This window comes from Anaerocolumna jejuensis DSM 15929 (genome assembly GCF_900142215.1).
GTDB classification, from domain to species: domain Bacteria; phylum Bacillota; class Clostridia; order Lachnospirales; family Lachnospiraceae; genus Anaerocolumna; species Anaerocolumna jejuensis.
Genome location: NZ_FRAC01000006.1, coordinates 428373 through 446892, shown reverse-complemented (window position 1 = coordinate 446892; position 18520 = coordinate 428373). Strand labels below are relative to the sequence as shown.

At 39.6% G+C, this 18520-nt stretch carries 18 protein-coding genes and 1 riboswitch; of the genes, 13 read left to right on the top strand and 5 right to left on the bottom strand.

From position 1 onward, the window contains the following. Nucleotides 1-217 precede the first annotated feature (217 nt). On the top strand, nucleotides 218-1066 hold the full coding sequence (locus BUB77_RS02005) for a DegV family protein (protein WP_073272403.1): 849 nt from the start codon (nucleotides 218-220) through the stop codon (nucleotides 1064-1066). Between the two features lie 19 nt (nucleotides 1067-1085). Further along, entirely contained in the window at nucleotides 1086-1382 is a 297-nt protein-coding gene (locus tag BUB77_RS02000) for a hypothetical protein (RefSeq protein WP_073272402.1), read from the top strand. A gap of 358 nt (nucleotides 1383-1740) precedes the next feature. On the opposite strand, the gene BUB77_RS01995 is transcribed toward BUB77_RS02000, so the two are convergent. Then, nucleotides 1741-3156, bottom strand: a complete 1416-nt coding sequence (locus BUB77_RS01995) for a DUF512 domain-containing protein (RefSeq protein WP_073272401.1) — start codon at nucleotides 3154-3156, stop codon at nucleotides 1741-1743. Nucleotides 3157-3562: 406 nt separating this feature from the next. Here BUB77_RS01995 and BUB77_RS01990 point away from each other — a divergent pair, with 406 nt between their 5' ends. Next, on the top strand, nucleotides 3563-4837 hold the full coding sequence (locus BUB77_RS01990) for a ParB/Srx family N-terminal domain-containing protein (protein WP_073272399.1): 1275 nt from the start codon (nucleotides 3563-3565) through the stop codon (nucleotides 4835-4837). A 107-nt stretch (nucleotides 4838-4944) separates the two neighbouring features. Further along, a riboswitch (cyclic di-GMP riboswitch) is annotated at nucleotides 4945-5030 on the top strand. Nucleotides 5031-5170: 140 nt separating this feature from the next. Further along, a complete protein-coding gene (locus BUB77_RS01985; RefSeq protein ID WP_073272397.1) occupies nucleotides 5171-6682 on the top strand; it encodes a sensor domain-containing diguanylate cyclase in 1512 nt (503 codons plus the stop codon). A 20-nt stretch (nucleotides 6683-6702) separates the two neighbouring features. Here the strand turns inward: BUB77_RS01985 and BUB77_RS01980 are convergent, their stop codons facing one another. Continuing rightward, complete coding sequence (locus tag BUB77_RS01980) at nucleotides 6703-8265, bottom strand: putative polysaccharide biosynthesis protein (RefSeq protein ID WP_073272395.1); 1563 nt, start codon at nucleotides 8263-8265, stop codon at nucleotides 6703-6705. A 190-nt stretch (nucleotides 8266-8455) separates the two neighbouring features. On the opposite strand from BUB77_RS01980, the gene BUB77_RS01975 reads away from it, so the two are divergent. The 4 genes from BUB77_RS01975 to mnmA all read left to right on the top strand — a co-directional run bounded on the left by BUB77_RS01975 (nucleotide 8456) and on the right by mnmA (nucleotide 11906). Next, nucleotides 8456-8935 carry an RrF2 family transcriptional regulator gene (locus BUB77_RS01975; protein WP_073272393.1) on the top strand — a complete coding sequence of 160 codons (480 nt, stop codon included), beginning with the start codon at nucleotides 8456-8458 and terminating at the stop codon, nucleotides 8933-8935. A gap of 29 nt (nucleotides 8936-8964) precedes the next feature. Beyond that, nucleotides 8965-10152, top strand: a complete 1188-nt coding sequence (nifS, locus tag BUB77_RS01970; protein ID WP_073272392.1) for a cysteine desulfurase NifS — start codon at nucleotides 8965-8967, stop codon at nucleotides 10150-10152. 175 nt (nucleotides 10153-10327) lie between these two features. Next, on the top strand, nucleotides 10328-10765 hold the full coding sequence (gene nifU, locus BUB77_RS01965; RefSeq protein ID WP_073272391.1) for a Fe-S cluster assembly scaffold protein NifU: 438 nt from the start codon (nucleotides 10328-10330) through the stop codon (nucleotides 10763-10765). 58 nt (nucleotides 10766-10823) lie between these two features. Beyond that, nucleotides 10824-11906 (top strand): tRNA 2-thiouridine(34) synthase MnmA, encoded by a 1083-nt coding sequence (gene mnmA, locus BUB77_RS01960; protein ID WP_073272390.1) that lies wholly within the window; start codon nucleotides 10824-10826, stop codon nucleotides 11904-11906. A 192-nt stretch (nucleotides 11907-12098) separates the two neighbouring features. Here mnmA and BUB77_RS01955 read toward each other — a convergent pair whose 3' ends face one another. Continuing rightward, nucleotides 12099-12911 carry a histidinol-phosphatase HisJ family protein gene (locus BUB77_RS01955; protein WP_073272389.1) on the bottom strand — a complete coding sequence of 271 codons (813 nt, stop codon included), beginning with the start codon at nucleotides 12909-12911 and terminating at the stop codon, nucleotides 12099-12101. Between the two features lie 309 nt (nucleotides 12912-13220). Here BUB77_RS01955 and BUB77_RS01945 point away from each other — a divergent pair, with 309 nt between their 5' ends. The 5 genes from BUB77_RS01945 (at nucleotide 13221) to BUB77_RS29725 (ending at nucleotide 15490) form a co-directional block, all read left to right on the top strand. Next, nucleotides 13221-13535: a hypothetical protein gene (locus BUB77_RS01945; protein ID WP_073272387.1), complete on the top strand. Its 315-nt coding sequence runs from the start codon at nucleotides 13221-13223 to the stop codon at nucleotides 13533-13535. Nucleotides 13536-13779: 244 nt separating this feature from the next. Continuing rightward, nucleotides 13780-13914, top strand: coding sequence for a hypothetical protein (locus tag BUB77_RS30645; protein ID WP_278277698.1), 135 nt, complete (start codon nucleotides 13780-13782; stop codon nucleotides 13912-13914). 272 nt (nucleotides 13915-14186) lie between these two features. Then, complete coding sequence (locus BUB77_RS01935) at nucleotides 14187-14525, top strand: hypothetical protein (RefSeq protein WP_073272383.1); 339 nt, start codon at nucleotides 14187-14189, stop codon at nucleotides 14523-14525. A gap of 249 nt (nucleotides 14526-14774) precedes the next feature. Continuing rightward, nucleotides 14775-15017 (top strand): hypothetical protein, encoded by a 243-nt coding sequence (locus BUB77_RS01930; protein ID WP_073272381.1) that lies wholly within the window; start codon nucleotides 14775-14777, stop codon nucleotides 15015-15017. A gap of 296 nt (nucleotides 15018-15313) precedes the next feature. Continuing rightward, complete coding sequence (locus BUB77_RS29725) at nucleotides 15314-15490, top strand: hypothetical protein (RefSeq protein ID WP_170866556.1); 177 nt, start codon at nucleotides 15314-15316, stop codon at nucleotides 15488-15490. A gap of 140 nt (nucleotides 15491-15630) precedes the next feature. On the opposite strand, the gene BUB77_RS01925 is transcribed toward BUB77_RS29725, so the two are convergent. Both BUB77_RS01925 and BUB77_RS01920 read right to left on the bottom strand, forming a co-directional pair. Continuing rightward, complete coding sequence (locus BUB77_RS01925; RefSeq protein WP_073272379.1) at nucleotides 15631-17400, bottom strand: Rqc2 family fibronectin-binding protein; 1770 nt, start codon at nucleotides 17398-17400, stop codon at nucleotides 15631-15633. A gap of 375 nt (nucleotides 17401-17775) precedes the next feature. Further along, nucleotides 17776-18492: an ABC transporter ATP-binding protein gene (locus BUB77_RS01920; RefSeq protein WP_073272377.1), complete on the bottom strand. Its 717-nt coding sequence runs from the start codon at nucleotides 18490-18492 to the stop codon at nucleotides 17776-17778. Nucleotides 18493-18520: the final 28 nt, after the last annotated feature.

The window sequence follows — 18520 nt, the reverse complement described above, 5'->3', positions numbered from 1 at the left end:
GGTTATAATAACCGGATATAATAATATTGTTATCACAACACGTGTTATGATAAATAGTATGATTATTAATCCGTTTAATATCATGAAATTTCTCCGGCAGGCGGGAATGGCTCTGTGAGTATTCCTTTTACTTCAAGCCGGGGGAAATTCACATAAATGCAAGAAGAAACCCGAGAAATTGATCAGGTTGCTTTCGTTATAAGGAGGAAAATGATAAATGGAAAAGATAGCATTAATTACGGATTCTGCCTGTGATATCGACGAGGAGACCCTTAGAAAATATAATATCCATGTTCTGCCCTTTAAGATTATTTATAAGGAGCATGAATATACGGATGGAATCGAAATTACGCCTCAGGAAGTTTATGCTAATATGAAAACGGAAATTCCAAAATCCTCCCAGCCTTCCATGGAGGACATTGAAAATTTATATAAGAAACTGGAAGCAGAAAATTATACCCATGTCATTTCCATAAATATTTCAAGCGGTATATCAGGAACAGTCAATGCCGTAGAATTTATCAGCAGGCAATATCCTGCAATCAATACTTTTGTCTATGATACAAAATCCACTTCCGTATGCCAGGGTATTATAGTAAAAAAATGCGGTGAACTGCTTAAGGAGGGAATGAGTTTTGAGAAGCTTAAAAAGGCTATTCCTGAAATGAAAAAGAAGGTTCACATGTACTTTGTATTCGGAACTTTGGAGTATGCCATAAAGGGCGGAAGAATAGGAAAAATATCCGGTACCATCGGAAATATTCTTGATATTAAGCCGATTGTAAGCTTTGATGAAGAATTCGGGCAGTGCTATACCTGTGAAAAAATCAGGGGAAGAGTGAAATCGCTGAACCGTTTGATAGAATTAGGTGAGAAATTTGTAAGTAAGAAGACCTGCGATGCTTATGTCATTCATGGAAATGTGGAAGAGGATGCACGTAAAATCTGCGATAAACTGCGCGAAAATCCCAGTATTAAGAATGTATACCTCATCGGACAGATCAGTGCCATTGTCGGAGTATATTGCGGGCCGGGAACAGTAGGAGTGTGCTATTCGGAAATATAAAACGAAAGGAGAGTGTCCTATGTCCGAATTGAATCAATTTCAAAAAACAATTTTAAATGCGATTGCTTCAGAACAGGAAGAGACTGTTCAAATAGCAATGTGCCAATATAAAGATGGCGACGACATAGAAAATCTTCTATACAATACGACTTATGAATTGATTGCAGGTATAATGACACTAATTGATGGATATACAAATGATAATATAAAGTTGGACATAGAGGACAGATTAACCGGCGACAGGTTGAAGGAAAAGCCGTTTATAGAATTACATGACCGTATAGCAGACTTTATTAAATATGAGAAACCGAAATAATTATTCTTATCCTTATTCAAAGGGGATGTCCATACTCTTTGGAATGCTTAGTAAGGAATAAATAATAAGGGCAGGGCTTCTTGCTTGGAATTTAATAAGGATAAAATAAAATCCATGAAGCGCTATCAAGGCTGGAACCTTTGCCTTGACTGCATTTCATGGATTTTTGTATATTATCATTAAGTCCAAAATGAGAAACTCTGTAAAATGAGTTACACGAAACTATAAACAAACGTGGATATTATAGTTTGTGAAAACAAAGCTTACACAAACTAAATTACTGAGCTAATCAAGAATATAAAATTATAAAAACCAGAATTAAAAATTATTCCGAAGAATCCATAAAGGATTTTACCGCTTATTCTTCATATGCTTTAACATAAACAAAGTTTTCGTTATTTCTCATCATCCGGTGGTCTTTATTCAAGACAGAATATAGAAAATCCTTGCCGCCGGATTCAATGGGTACAAGCTCTATTTTAAGTTCTTTCACCACTTCCTCAGCGGTAATATCATCAAGAAATACATTTTCTCCGGTTCTTAGCATGCTTGAGGGAATAAGAAGGCTGTCTCCTAAATCGGTTCCCTTCTCCTTAAGCTCTTTAAGCTGCTTTATTAAATCCTGTCCTGTAATCAGTCCGGCTACGGTTATCGTTTCACCAAAGAAATCGTTCCTGATACATACTACATTAATCTTTATATTGGGAAATGCCTGCATGATTTCCTCTGAAAAGGAGCGGAGGGTTTTATATGCCAGCTTTCCGGTAGCAACGGTAATGTTTCTTTGTACAGATAATTTTAAATCATTATATTCTTTTGACTCCAAAAGATTCTTTAAGGCTTCATGAAATTCATTTATGAACAGTCTCATCATGCCTACGCCGTTTTCTAGCTGTATATAACCATCATAGCGTTCTTCCTCCGGAAATTCACGTTCGGCAGTAATGTAAAATTCATCACTTGCATGTATGAAATGAAGCCCGAAATTATCATAATATTCCTGCTGATGACTCTCAATCAGGTCTATAACCTCTCCTGCCTCCTCCTTACTATATAAAGCAAGAGGATACAGCCCATCCCGGTATTTCGTAATTCCGGCGGGAACTACGGAAACACTTCTCATAAAGGGAAGGTATTTGGATAGGTCGTTTATGGACCTTTCAAGCTCTGTGCCATCGTTGACATTTTTGCATAAAACAATCTGTCCGTTCATTTCGATTCGGCCTTCATACAATTTGTCGAGACTTTTCAGGGCTTGTCCGGCAAAACGGTTATGAAGCATCTTGCAGCGCAATTCGGGATTGGTCGTCTGTACGGATATGTTAATGGGAGCAAGATTAAAGCGGACTATCCTATTGATATCCTTTTCAGACATATTGGTCAGGGTGATATAATTGCCCTGAAGAAACGACAGTCTGGAATCATCGTCCTTGAAATACAGGGTCTCACGCATTCCTTTCGGCATTTGGTCAATAAAACAGAAAATGCATTTGTTATGACAGGAGCGGTAATCACTCATAAGGCTGTTCTCAAAATCTATGCCCAAATCCTCGTCGTATTCCTTATCTATTTCCAGAATCCATTCTTCCCCGTTGCTTTTCCGGATAAGAGTTTCTATATATTCATCTTTGATCAGGTACTGGTAATCGAAGACATCATCTATTTCTTCGTCATTAATAGCAATAAGATAGTCTCCGGGTTCTATTCCCATTTCTTCCCCAATGGAATCCGGCATGACTGTTCTTATTAAATGACCTTTGGGTTTCTTATTCATTTAGGAACCTCTTTCTATAATCGGTATAAGCTACTATAATAGCAATAAGTGCATATAAATTTTACTGGGTCGGAAGCAATTGAAACTATTTAATATGAAACCTTTCCTTTCTGACCGCATGATTATTATACACATATCTTTTCCCGTTGTAAATGATGACATACATGGGCTGTGTATTTCCAGCGCCGCCCGCGGCACAGCCAGCGGTTGTACGGGCCTATAAAACCTCAAAACGGCAGGCTTTTAATATAGGCATATACTAAACAAATATCAGGGTTAGGAAAACCAGTTAATAGTTTTTAGTATAAACGTATGGTATACTGATTGATAGTAAGAGATAAAGTGAAGCGGAGATAAATTAAAGAAAGCAGGATTATTTTAATCCGAAGCAGGAGGTGGAAGCATATTGTTCCATAAAACTAAAGTCAATTCCATTACATTACATAAAGGTAATATGCCCGGATTTCCCTCAGAGCATTTGCTGTTTTCTGTTGAAAACAGTACCGGTAATCTGCGCATGGTCCGGTTTGAGCAAAGTAAGGACGAGCCGCCTTATGAAGATTTTTGCTCTGCATTGATGCTGAATGATACGCCCCTTGTCAGGACACAGTCCAGCGGATGTCCGACCTGCGAGAGCTTGCTGGCTGCCGGGTATGGACTGCCGGAGGATTCCAGTGAAATTGCGAATGCTTTAAAAGCATTGTGCCGGCCATATACAGAACTTGACGATGCCTTGAAGGGCCTGCAGCCAATCCTTGGGCTGCTCTATCCAGGTTTATATATCCTGTCGTATTCAGAATATTTTCCCACTGACGGAGATGGCCGTTTCTTTTGGGAGGTGCCGGAAGAGCTGACTGCATTCGGAGCAACGGCAGAACTCTATGATTCTGAAAACTATCGTGTACTGCCTTGCTTTCCCTGTTTTCTTTATCCATCCCAGCCGGCTCAGAAATACGATCCGGAGCGTGTTGATTATTACAGGGAAAGTATCAGGGCTGGAAAGAAGCTTCCGCCCGTCCTAGCTTATTATATTTATGGTTATATGAGTGTGCTGCTGGACGGTCATCACAGAACCTGTGCCTGTGCGCTGGAAGGTGCGAAGGTGCCTTGCCTGACCCTCGCCCAGCCAGACCGCATTTGGCGGAAGGGAGTTCCGTATATAGTCTGGCCCGACGGAAGCGAGACCGCTGCAGCGGAGCTATTGTCCCCAAAGCAGCAAAAGCTCTTTGATCATCAGGTGGCAGGAGAACTGATAAAGCCTCTTCAAACGGCGGCAGAGCATCCTGTTAAACTTCCTCCCTCATGGTCTCTGGAGTATGCTGATGCCGCCATCCGGTATCCAACCTGCCGGGAGGCAGGCTGCCTGGCACTTTATCCCAAAATACAATTAAATGAAGAGGGACTGCTGATGCTGGCATATGATGATGACTATGAAGAAGCTTCCACGGCGGCCAGTCTGCTGGCTTATGCTGCCCGGCAGCCTGAGATTGATGCCAAGGGATTTGCTATGAAGTTTACAGGGCTGTCAACTCCCGAGCCGCTGCGACGTACAGCTTTTGAAATCCTTGACCGGATCAAGGATGACCCTGAGATTGATGAGCTGATGATCCAGGTTTTAGTGGATTGCATACGAAAGGATGATCCCATCTATCAAATTGCAGATAGGCATTGGTCCTCTTAAACTTGAGCCGGGAGCGGCAGACAAAGGAAGTAAACTGGTGTATTATGTAATATTTTGGTGCATGATTTAATTTGCAAATAGAAAGGCTGTATAGTACAATAGACCTATATTTATATAGGCAAACTCATTGAAAGATGAGGACGCAAAGCTTAGGGTCTAAATCTGTACGCAGATATGACAGCCAGTTGCACGAAATGGGATATGTTGCAGTCTAAGCTCAATGTAAAAGCGTGAGCTTTTTTTAACGTTTATCCTTTCATTCGTATTGTAAAAAACAGATTTGGAGTGACTGAAAACGGTAGGTCTATGTACAAATCTGGAAGGGTGATGAAAATGAAGGAGATTAATACCGATAATATTCTGAAAAAAGGGATTCCCAGACTGAATAATACCATTGGAATCTCTCTCGGACTGGCAGCATGTGCAAGCGTATTACTTATAATAAACCTGGCAGTAAAGGATAATGAAGTATTTGATGAGGCAGCAAAAATGGGAGGTGTGCTATTCCTGTTTTTGCTTTTATTACTATCACTGATAGTAAGCTTTACCGTCAGTATAATTTGCAATAACAAGGTGAAGAAGGCTACAACGGAATTAGCCCATATCACAAAAAGTGTTCATGCCGGTTTTCTCAATTTTTGTCTGGAGCCCGGGTACCGGATTACTTATGCCAATCCAAAATTTTATGAAATAGCAGGCTATGACCGGTATGAAATCGAGAAGGAATATGATAACTGTTTCTTATATTTTGTTTATAAGGAGGACCAGGAGAAAATAAAGGGACTGAAAGAACAATTTTCAAATGGTATTTACCGGCAGATTGAATTGCGTATGGTTACCCGCAGCGGAGATGTTATCAATGTCCTTCTTAACGGTAATTACATTCTAGGCAGGGAAGGAGAAAAGGCTTTTTCAGCTGTTCTGCTGGATGTTACCGATCTAAAGAATATGCAGGATAAGCTTATGTTAGAGGAGGAAAGATACAGGATTGCTGCTGAGATATCAAATGATATCCTTTTTGAATATAAGGTCGACGACGACATCATGATATTTGCGGACAAGTACAAAGAGGTTTATGGACGTGACCCGGTCATTGAGAATTTTTCAGCTGTGGATGCCTATAACAAAGACATGGTTCATCCGGAAGATTTTCAGGATCTTAAGCTTTTTGCAAGAACTCTGAAAAGCGGAAAAGAAATGATTGAGGCAGAATTTCGTATTAAAAATGTAAATCAGGATCTGGTCTGGTGCCATATCAGAGGCAAGACGATTTATGACGAGAATAAAGTGGCCATCAGTGTTATTGGCAAGGTAGTAAATATCGATTTGCACAAAAAAGAATTGCAGAAGCTTGAATATAAAGCCAAGAGGGATTTGCTGACTGGCGTTTATAATAAAGTTACTACAAAGGAAATCATAGATGATTACTTAAAGCGCAACAATAATTCAAAGCACATACTTATGATGATAGACATAGATGATTTCAAGCGTGTAAATGACAGCTACGGACATCTTATCGGTGATAATATCCTGGTGTTTATTATAGATAAAATCAGGCGGATATTTTCAAGAGAGATTATCGGACGTATCGGCGGTGATGAATTTATTGTTTTCTTAGGCTATATGGAAAGCATGGAATGCATTATTGATAAAGCAAACCTGCTCAGGGAAGCCCTCAGCACTGCCTATGAGGTGAACGGGCAGGAGGTATATGTATCCGGAAGCATAGGGATTTCTGTATATCCGGAAGACGGTACCACCTATACGGAATTAATTAATTGTGCGGATAAAGCACTTTATTCCGTAAAAGATGAGGGCAAGAACAGTTTCAAGCTTTATACTTAGCAAGTGCAGCTTCAAGCTTTTTACTTAAAATCCTCTGAGTTTATTATTTTAGTCATATACATCAGGAGTATACTGGCGCAAAGTATTAATACACATAACAGCAATACGGACTTTAAGCTTTGGCTGGCAGCAGGCAGTTGTAAATAAAACTGATGGATTAGAAAGCTGCACAGGGCAACGATGATACCGGGCTTTGCAATAACCTCCATGGCCTGAAAGGGCGGATGGATATATTTGATTACAAGGATAGCTCCAAAGATTGTCATAATAAGCTGGCTTACCAAAAGGCTTAACAGATAACCGTTTATTCCCTGCATTGGTACGAGAGCAATAATAATAACTATCCTTACAATAAGTCCAAGTACAGTGCCTGCAAAGGTCAGATGAACAAGTCCCAGGCCGTTGATAATGCTGTTCAGTGTTGTAGTGATATAAAGAAAAGGGCACAGCCATGCCAATATGACAAGGAAATCTCCGGAAAGGCTGTTATGATATACCAGATTCCCCATTTCCTTGCCGAAGGTTATGAAGATACCGGTGCTTAATATGCCGATAAGCAGGCTGTATTTTATAGTGATAGCGGAGGTCCTTTCAATCAGGCTGTTTTGGCCGGCCGATTGGGCTTCGGAGATAGTGGGCAGCAGGAGCACCGAAAGTGAATTGGTGATGGCTGAGGGAAATAGGATAAAAGGCAGGGACATGCCGCTCAGGACACCAAATATACTTAAGGCTTCCTCACTGCTTAAGCCGTATTTTTTCAGCATGGCGGGAATCAGGATTGCTTCTATGCTATGAAGAATACTGATCAGTAAGCGGTTAGCGGTTAACGGAATACTCATTTTAACCAGGCTCCTGGTCAGACCGTCACCCTTCGTATTCATGGACATGGGACCGGAAGACTTCAATGCTTCAAAGGACGAGGACAGATTACGGATGTTTCTGGAGGTTTTATTAAGAAACATGGAGCCAACGTTATAAAGCTGTGAAGCTATTTCCCCGAATACAATACCAAGGACCGCAAGGTCACAGGTAACCTTTAAGCTGCCCCCGCCGGCGGAAGCAGCAATAAAATAGACGGCAAGAACTCTTATAACCTGCTCTAAGAGCTGGGTAGTTGCGGGGATTCCGGCTTTCTTCAGTCCGTAGTAATAGCCATTGATGCAGGAAGTGATACCGCAAAAAGGAAAACATATAGCAAGGATTCTAAGGGAGGAGGCAGTAGTCGGCTCCCTTAATATATGTACAGCAAGGAAGGAGGAATAACGGTAGGTAAAAAAGGAAAGGAGCAGTGCCAGGCTGACAGATATCAGCCCTCCGTTTCTTAATACCTTCATAATTCCTGTATAGCGCTGTTTTCCCAGTTCGTTAGCTACTAAAGTGGATATGGCAGTTTGTATACCGGAAGCAAATATAGTAAAACATATGCTGTAGATAGGAAATACAAGCTGATATACACCAAGAGCCTCGGCACCCATTGCATTGGACAGGAAGATGCGGTAGAAGAAGCCGACTATCCGGGTGAGGAACCCGGCTAAGGTAAGGATTAGGGTACCCTTTATTAAATTACTTTTGCTTTTTGACATAAATTAGACAAACCTTTAATTAACCATTGATTCATATTAATATATTCATTGGACGAACAAGAAAGAATTAAAATAGAAGGTAAAGTATATTGACTTTTTAAATACACAATGCTATTATTTTTGTAATGTACACTAATTTACTCGGAAATAAAATGGTAGGAATTTCAGTAGCTAATAGAGAGGTGGTACAATGAAATTATCTACGAAAGGAAGATATGGTTTAAGGGCAGTAGTCGATCTGGCTTTAAATAGTGCGGATGAAGCAGTGGCACTAAGCTCAGTTTCGGAAAGACAAGGTATCTCGATCAGCTATCTGGAGCAGTTGATTGCCAAGTTAAAAAAGGCAGGAATAGTAAACAGCATCCGTGGCGCCCAGGGCGGTTATGTTCTGGCAAAGAAGCCGGAGGAAATTTCGGTGGGAGATATATTAAGAGCTCTTGAGGGAGATTTGAATCCCGTAGACTGTGCAGAAATTGAAGGCAGCAGCAATACCTGTACGGGAGCTAATTCATGTGTAACAAAATATGTCTGGATGCGTATAAGTGATAGTATAAATAATACGGTGGATACTATGCTCCTCTCGGAACTGCTGGAAGAGGGCAGGCGTATTACAAATGAAAATACGTCTGAGAGCAAGGAAACCCGTATTAAGCCTTCATGCGGGCAATAAGATTTCAATCAATTTAGGAGATGACACAGATGGAAAAGAAGATTTATTTGGACAATGCAGCTACAACAAAGACACGTCCTGCTGTAGTGGAGGCTATGTTACCTTATTTTACAGAGTATTATGGAAACCCCTCCAGCGTTTATGAACTTGCCACACAGAATAAGAAAGCTGTGGATGAGGCAAGAAATACAATTGCCAAGGCTTTAAATGCCGAAAGCAATGAGATTTATTTTACGGCAGGAGGAACAGAGTCTGATAACTGGGCCCTTAAAGCAACTGCGGAAGCTTACAGTGATAAGGGAAATCACATTATCACATCTAAAATTGAGCACCATGCAATTCTTCATACATGCGAATATCTGGAAAAAAGAGGATTTGAAGTTACTTATCTTGATGTAGATGAATACGGCGTTGTTAAAATGGAGGAATTAAAGAAGGCAATCAGGCCTACTACCATATTAATATCCATTATGGCAGCAAATAACGAAATTGGAACAATCCAGCCCATAAAGGAAATCGGTGAAATCGCAAAAGCCAATAACATTTTCTTCCACACGGATGCTGTTCAGGCATTCGGTCAGGTAAGCCTTGATGTGAAAGATATGAATATTGATATGTTAAGCGCAAGCGGACATAAGCTTAACGGTCCTAAGGGTATTGGTTTCTTATATATAAAGAAGGGTCTTAAATTAAGATCCTTTGTACACGGCGGAGCCCAGGAGAGGCAAAGACGTGCGGGAACAGAAAATGTGCCTGGTATCGTAGGCTTTGGCAAAGCAGTAGAAATAGCCATGAATACAATGGAGGAACGTCAGAAAAAGGAAATTGAATTAAGGGATTATCTGATTGACAGAGTATTAAAAGAAGTCCCATATGTCAGGTTAAACGGACACAGAACCGGGAGATTGCCCAACAATGTAAACTTTGCTTTTCAGTTTATTGAAGGAGAATCCCTGCTGATTATGCTGGATATGCAGAACATCTGTGCTTCCAGCGGTTCTGCCTGTACCTCCGGGTCACTGGACCCTTCCCATGTGCTATTGGCAATCGGACTTCCTCACGAAATCGCACATGGCTCCTTACGTCTTACCCTTGGCGATGATAATTCCAAGGAAGAGATGGATTATGTAGTGGATACCATTAAGGAAATTGTTACAAAGCTCCGTTCTATGTCTCCTCTTTATGAAGATTTTGTAAAGAGCATGAGCAGGCAGTAAGAGCAGGCATAAATAATTTACCTGAATGCAAAAGCATATTTTATGATAGCTGTTGGAAAAAAGGTACAAATACAGAGAAAAAACGGATATAGTAAACCGATATAAATTTAGAAGAAATCCTGATTGGCAATAGGAACTGAAAGCACGGACATCAGGAAACAACGGAGGAATTAAGATGTACAGCGAGAAAGTAATGGATCATTTCACAAATCCCCGAAACGTCGGAGAGATAGAAAATGCCAGTGGTGTAGGTACCGTAGGAAATGCAAAATGCGGTGATATCATGCGTATCTATCTGGATATTGATGAGGAAGGAATCATAAATGATGTTAAATTCAAAACCTTCGGGTGCGGTGCCGCAGTAGCAACCAGCAGTATGGCAACCGAATTGGTAAAAGGAAAGAACATCAATGAAGCACTTAAGATAACCAATAAAGCAGTTATGGATGCCCTGGATGGACTTCCTGCCGTTAAGGTTCACTGTTCCTTACTGGCAGAGGAGGCAATTCATGCAGCACTCTGGGATTATGCGGAAAAGAACAACATTGTGATTGATGGTCTGGAAAAACCGAAGTCCGATATCGGAGAAGAGGAAGTAACGGAAGAGTACTAAATTGAAAATAAATATCTGCTAGAAGATATTTATTGCTGTTGGAGCTAGGAGGATTAGTTTGGACAAGAAGAAAGTAGTAGTCGGGATGTCAGGAGGTGTGGATTCCTCTGTTACTGCTTATCTGCTGAAAGAAGCCGGATATGATGTTATCGGGGTTACTATGCAGATATGGCAGGACGAGGAAAGAACCATACAGGAAGAAAGCGGCGGCTGCTGTGGCTTAAGTGCTGTGGAAGATGCCAGAAGAGTTGCTTTTGCCCTTGAGATTCCCTACTATGTAATGAATTTTAAACAGGAATTTAAATGCGCTGTCATGGATTATTTTGTAAAGGAATACCAAAGTGGTAATACACCTAATCCCTGTATTGCCTGTAACAGGTATGTTAAATGGGAATCCCTTTTAAAGAGGTCCATGGATATTGGCGCTGATTATATTGCAACGGGACATTATGCTAAGGTTGTGCAGCTGGAGAATGGAAGGTATACCCTTCAAAAGTCCGTAACAGTAGAAAAAGACCAAACCTATGCTTTATATAATCTGACTCAGCATCAACTGTCCCATACCCTGATGCCTGTGGGAGATTATAATAAGACGGAGATAAGAGAGATTGCTAAAAAAATCAATCTAAGAATTGCCTCCAAACCGGACAGCCAGGAAATCTGTTTTATTCCCGATAAGGATTATGCTAAATTCATTGAGGAATACACAGGAGAGGAAGCCAAGGCAGGTAACTTTGTGACGATGGATGGAAAAGTTATTGGAAGGCACCAGGGAATTATCCATTATACTATCGGCCAGCGTAAGGGCTTAAACCTTGCATTAGGATATCCTGTATTTGTAGTAGATATCCGCCCGGATACCAATGAAGTAGTAATAGGCACAGGAGACGAGGTCTTTTCTGACAAACTTTATGCCAATAATCTTAATTTCATGTCCGTAGAAGATTTAGAGGGTGAAATGGAAGTGGATGTTAAGATAAGGTATAATCACAGAGGCACCAGGGCTGTTATTCGAAAGACAGGAGCAGACCTTATAGAATGTATATTTAAAGAACCACAAAGAGCTGTAACACCCGGACAGGCAGTGGTATTTTACGATGGGGATTATGTGCTGGGAGGCGGTACTATTATAAGGTCATAATTAATATGATTGAGTCCTGTAAAACAATCCAAACAGCTTGATGTCCTTAATATTAATTAATCAGATATAAGAAAGAAAGCCATTTCACTTAAAAAGTGTCATGGCTTTTTATTTTATTACACCGGCTTTACTGATAATAGATACTCAGGTGCTGAAGATTTTGCAGGCAAAGCAAATAGCAAAGTTATCAGCTTATTTTCCAAGCGGCAGGAGGATAGGTTTTTGTTCTTCATAAACAGCATAATAACGGAAGCCCAGCTCCAGCAGGAGTTTTTCTGCCCGGTCAAAGTCAAAGGCAAGATGCTCTGGCTTATGTGCATCGGAGCCTATTGTTATCAGCTCTCCGCCAAGCTCCCTGTAGCGCTTTAGGATATCCGTATGAGGATGGGGCACGGACAGGCCGTATTTAAAGCCGGAGGTGTTGACCTCAATACCTTTGCCATGATCGATAATAGTCTGCAGCATGGTATCTATGGATTCAGCATATTTCTCATAAGTAAAATCCTTGTTTGTGTCGGGGGCATAGCGTATCATGTAATCTAAATGCCCATTTATAAGAAAGCAGGGATTTGTTATAAGATTCTGTGTTATCTCTTCAAAGTACATACGTACTCCTTCTTCCTTTGAGCGGCCGTCCCAGTATTCAGAAAGGTAAGGGTCCAGCTTCCTGACCAAATGGGTGGAGCCAATCATAAAATCAAAAGGATACTCATTTACCAGCTGCTGGTAGCGTTGACCCAGATGGGGCTGGAGTCCCAGCTCAATGCCTCTTAGTATTTTTATTTTACCTTCATATTTACCTTTTAACTCCGCAAGTTTTCGAAAATAATCCTCCGGCTCGAAGACAAAGGTATAGGTAGAAGTAACCGGAAAGTCATAGTCCATATGGTCGGTAAAACAAATCCTTTCAAGTCCAAGCTCAATTGCTTTTTCTATCATATCCTCCATAGGAGTGGACGAGTCACTGGAAAATTCGGAATGTACATGGTAATCTGCTCTAATCATAAGTTTCCTCCTAAGTTGGTGTATTTACAATACATCAGGCATTTTTTGTTTAAGGTTGGCTGACTTTTGACTAACTATAAAAATCATATATTTCATCAACTTTAAGCGTTTCATTTATTACTTTTCATTTTAAATCAATATTACTTGTATGTAAAGCCAGGATTTCACTTATTCTCATACCTGTATAGCGAAGTAAACGGATGGAACATTTTTCTGTTTATACTATTGCAATAGTCATTTACAAAAAAAGTACTTAATGTTATTATATGTATGCTGCAGTAATAAAAAATAACTTAGGAGGAATAATATATGAGAAAGAAAATGCAATTTAGTACTAACGCAGGAAATCTAACTATACAAGCGACTACTGCCAATTCTATTGGATTCAGTTATTCATACTATTATGGTTCTGGCACCACTGAGTTAGCTAATACGGAGGGAGTAATATCTTTTACAGCGACAAAGAAACATGCATCTGACACCATATGTTCTGCGTTTGGTGAATATGATGATGTACACTCCTCTATAGGTGATTTTTCTGTTAGTTACCCGTGGGGAATTAGTGTTGGCACATCAGTATCCAGAGATAGATATACTATTCAAGATAAATTGGATATAAGGTAGTAGTATGAATCGAAACATTAAGATAATTATTTTAGGATTTGCACTAATGTTATTAGGAGGATTCATATATATAGCTGGATCAGCAAGTAAAGTAGATTTACCTCGTATTCAAATTACATTAATTAATAGTTTGTATATTGGGTTTATATTAATTATTGCTGGATTAGTAATACCGCCTAAAAAGTAATAGTTTTTTAAGGACACGTCAGTTAGGGCGTGTCCTTTATTATAGGAGGGATGCATAATGAGTAGTAGTATAATTGATTTACAAAAAGTAACCCATATTAATCTTAATAAGGATGGTTTCAGGCTAAAAAGTATAGCACTATGGAGCGTGGAAAAGAATTTGAATTTAGTGATGTTTAAAAATATTATTTAGAGAACGATGCGAGTGGAAACTTAATAGGTAATTTTGTATATGAGTACATAGTTAAGCAAGTAACTGATCGACTAGCAACATATTGGTATGATAGTTTTGTGCATCTCTAAAATTTCAGCCGGGTTTTAATATTCAAGATACTACTGTAAATATAACTGTATGAGAACAGATGAATAAACTTGAGATAAATTGTCGTATATTGATAGCTGGCAGAAAATGGTGTATTATAAACATATTAAATTTAATCAGTATATTATTCGGAGGTATGAGATATGAACCCCAGTTATTTTAGGATTAAACTTCCAGAAGGAGAGGCAGTAAAAAGGTTATGCAAAGAAATGGGGGGGAAACCTTTTATAGAAAAAGTTGAAACCACATCAGATAAAATTGTACAGGTATCTTTAAATAATCAGGGTAACTGGAAAGGCAGTGTTCTGTATGCATATGAGAAGAATGGCTGGACAATATTTGAAGATATTTCGGGCTCATACTTTTCTATACCAGCAAATACATGGCTGGAATTTGCCCATAGTGAAAATTTGATTGTAGCCGGTTATAATGATGCAGACATTTCCGGGGAATTTATTGAATTAAGAATGGAAAAATCATAAAAGAATATCTGGAAATTATGGATTATCCTGAAGAAAACATAAATAATGGAAGTTCTGAACACGATATTAATAATTGGACAGACATTGCCGATTACATTGATTCAGATGATCTCGTGTTTTCAGAAACTGGAACGGTATATATCTTTTAAATAATAAATGTGCATAATTTTGAATAAGAAGTATAATTCACAGCTGCCAACTATCAACATCAGTTGGTAGTTTTTTGTACACAAAATTAAGTAGTCAATCATGGAAGATAAACTTAAGCGCTGCATCGACTTTTATTCAGTCTGGAAAAAAGCTATTAATCAAGAATTCAGTCTGGAAAAAGCTATTAATCAAGATGTTCATGAAATCAATATAGATGGAATGGCTAACAGTAGGATAAAGGAATTGACCACTGGTGCAAAATGTGATGAAGCAGCAAGGAAAGTCAGGACAACTCTGGAAAGTATATTTCAGCCTGGCGTGTCATTAGCCCATAAAGAATGAAAATAAACCTTAGAAAGAGGAGAGGCCAGCAGGTTATCCTACTGGCCAATTTATGAAAAAAAGTTTTATGTTAGCAAGGTGGGGAACCTTGTTTTACGCGATGAATTTAGTATACTGTTCATATATGTACTGGATATGACAGGTTATTGAAAAGTTTGTGAACAGAGAGAGGCGAAAGTATGAATCAGCAGACAGGTACATCTGATATATAGGACGTGCCTGTTTGTTGTGATAACCTTTTAAGTATGGTATTATTTGTATAATATACTTGAGCGAACAAAGGAGATATGGTTAATATGGATGGAAAAATTAAGATAATTATTTTAGGATTTGCTCTAATGATAATAGGGGGATTCTTTTATATAGGTAGTTTATTTAGCCTAAGTGACTACATCCAAGGGATATTAACCTATGGGTTATATGTTGGATTTATTTTGGTCATTATAGGGCTGATAATTCCGTCAAATAATTAATTCATGAAGCATCCTCGGGGTGTTTTTATAAGATAATTTCATGAGATTATAATACCAGAACATTTATTCTTTTGCACATAGTAAAAGTCCCCAGGTATTGTAGCCTGGGGATATTACTGCTCTAATCATAAAATGCTTCTTTATTCTGCGCTTTTAAGCCCGTCAATGCTAGGGGCTGCTACCATTGAAAAGTTTGTATAGTATACGACGAATCCAGGCTTGGCTCCGCCGGGCTTTTTAACATTTTTTTTCTCTGTATAGTCGATTTCTACCTTGTCATTTTCACGGCCCTTTGAGTAGTAGGCAGCAAGGCCGGCGGCTTCCTCAAAAGTACGGTCAGGCAGGGGAGTGCCATTGGCTTTTACGATAACATGGGAACCCGGGATTTTCTTGGAATGGAACCACCAATCTCCACCGGTGGCAAATTTAAAGGTTAATTCGTCATTCTGGTAGTTGTTTTTTCCTACATACATATGGAAGCCGTCAGAGGAAATATAGTGAAAGGGCTTGCTGGTGATTTTCTTGGCAGCCTTGACTTTTCCGCCGCTTTTGCTGCCGGGAGCTTTTGAGAACTTACGCTTCATATAGCCAAACTCCATGAGCTCTTCCTTTAAGGCAGCAAGGTCTTCCTCTGCAAGGGCCATATCCAAAGAGGTTTTAATAGAATCCAGATGCTCGATGTCCGCCTTTGTTTCTTCCAAAAGCTTGGTAAGAGCTTCATAAGTCCGCTTTAATTTATTATATTTTTCAAAATAACGCTTGGCATTTTCGGCAGGAGTAAGGGTTTCATCCAAAGGAATGGTGATTTCTTCATTGGTGTAATAATTAAGAGCCTGAAAGGACTTTGCTCCTGACTCCACCTGATAGCCATAAGTATTAATCAGTTCACCGTATATCCTGTATTTATCCCTTTTGTCCGTATCCTTTAACTGCTTAAGCTGCAAGTCATATTTCTTTACGGCTCTTTCCATTGCGTTTGTAATAATCTTGCGAAGGTCCGTGGATTTCTGACGGATTCTGGATACAGTATTCTTGGAGGAATAGAAGGTTTCCAGAATCTTTGAAATGGAATCCTCACCGTACACTTCAAGGTCTTTATAACAGCTTAAGGAGAAGCAGGAAAATTCCACCGGTTCCTTACCATCAAAGACAATATTGGGAGAAAATCTGGAATTTATCAAATCCTCCCTCATATGTTCAAAGTTACGGAATAAGTGCAGGCCTTCTTCCTCTGTCAGTGCATTGGCAGAGGGGGCAGAACCCAGAGAGGAGCGGTGGACCAGTTCCGTAGCCATGAGAGGGCTAAAGCCTGTAAGAGCCGAATAGATAGCTTTTTCCAAAGGCAGCGGCTTATTCAGTACAGAGGCCTTGAATTCATCCAGGGTAATAGTAAGGGGATCTGACTTCTCACCGGTCTGTGCAATTTTGTACGGCCTTCCCGGAAGGACTTCCCTGACAGAGCTTACCATATGGGAGATTCGCTTGATACTGTCCACTATGATATCTTCCTCATCGCAGAAGATAATGTTGCTGTGCTTTCCCATGATTTCAATTATGAGGTACTTTATACATAAGTCACCCATTTCATTTAAATGTTCGATTTTAATACGGATAATGCGTTCCAGGCCAGGCTGGAAGATATCCAGAATTCTGGCATTGTTTAAATGCTTCCGTAAAAGCATGCAAAACCCCGGTGCCACCATTGGGTTCTGCTTGGATTCCTCCGTCAGGTAAATTAACGGCAGGCTTGCATTTGCTGATAAATAAAGCTTGTAACTGTCTTTTCCTCTTTTTATGGTTAATACCAATTCGTCCTTTTCTGGCTGGGATATCTTAGAAATTCTTCCATCTATTAATTTATCCTTTAATTCCGAAACGACATTGGCGACTACAAATCCGTCCAGAGCCATTTTTCTTCTCCTTCAATTGTTTGATTCTATCTGCAGGATATAAAGTAAATATAAAACAACAGATATATAAAGTATACCATTTGCTGGTGTGCCATGCAAGAAGTGGTGAAAATTTGTCTATATTATTTTTGTGAAAATTAGTCTATATTATTTGGAGGATAATTAGTCTATATTACTTGAAATATCATATGAAAGGTTGTAAAAATCCATAATAGGAGATAGCCCCAAAAAGTCCGGCAAAACCAGCCGGACTTTTTGGTGTGATGACAGCTTCCACGCAATGACAGGAAGCAGGAAATAATATATTGAGAACAGCAATCACGCACCAGGGGTCGGAGCAGTAAATGCTGATTCTTCCAAAGGTAAAGGGAACTGCTATGCCGGGCAGGAGGAATCCATTGCGGCTAAAGCGATTTCACTGTGTTCAACTATTTCTCCATCCACTAAGCGGATAATAGAGGTACCATACAAAGCGGCATTGTTCGAATGGGTTACCTGAATTAATGTCTTTTTATAGGTCACATTAATCGTACGGAATAATTCCATAATCTCTTTTCCGGTTTTAGAGTCCAGGTTACCGATGGGTTCGTCTAGGAAAATAATGTCCGGTTCTGCAATCAAAGCCCTGGCAATTGCAACTCTTTGCTGCTGCCCGCCGGATAATTCCCGTGGGGTCAATTTTCTTTTGTCAGCCAGGCCGATGACTTCCAGAATTTCCTTAAGCTTCTTTTCATATTGCTTGGGATTTTTACCGTCGAGGATGATTGGAAGCAGGATGTTATCCTCGACATTCAGATTCTGTACTAAATTATAGAATTGAAATACAAAGCCTATTTTTGTTCTTCTTAATTTGCTCATTGCTTTCTTTTTAAAGGAACTAAGATCCTTACCGTCTAGTTTAATTGTTCCGCTGCTTGGTTTATCCAAGCCTCCCAACAGGTATAACAGGGTTGATTTACCGCTTCCTGAGGGCCCCATTATGGAAACAAATTCACCCTGCTCTACACTGAACGTGAGATTTTTCAGAATATGGGCTTCTTCTTTCCCGGTTATAAATTTTTTATTTAATCCATTCACTTCAATTGCCTTCATTGGATTGACCTCCTGTTTGTAATGATTT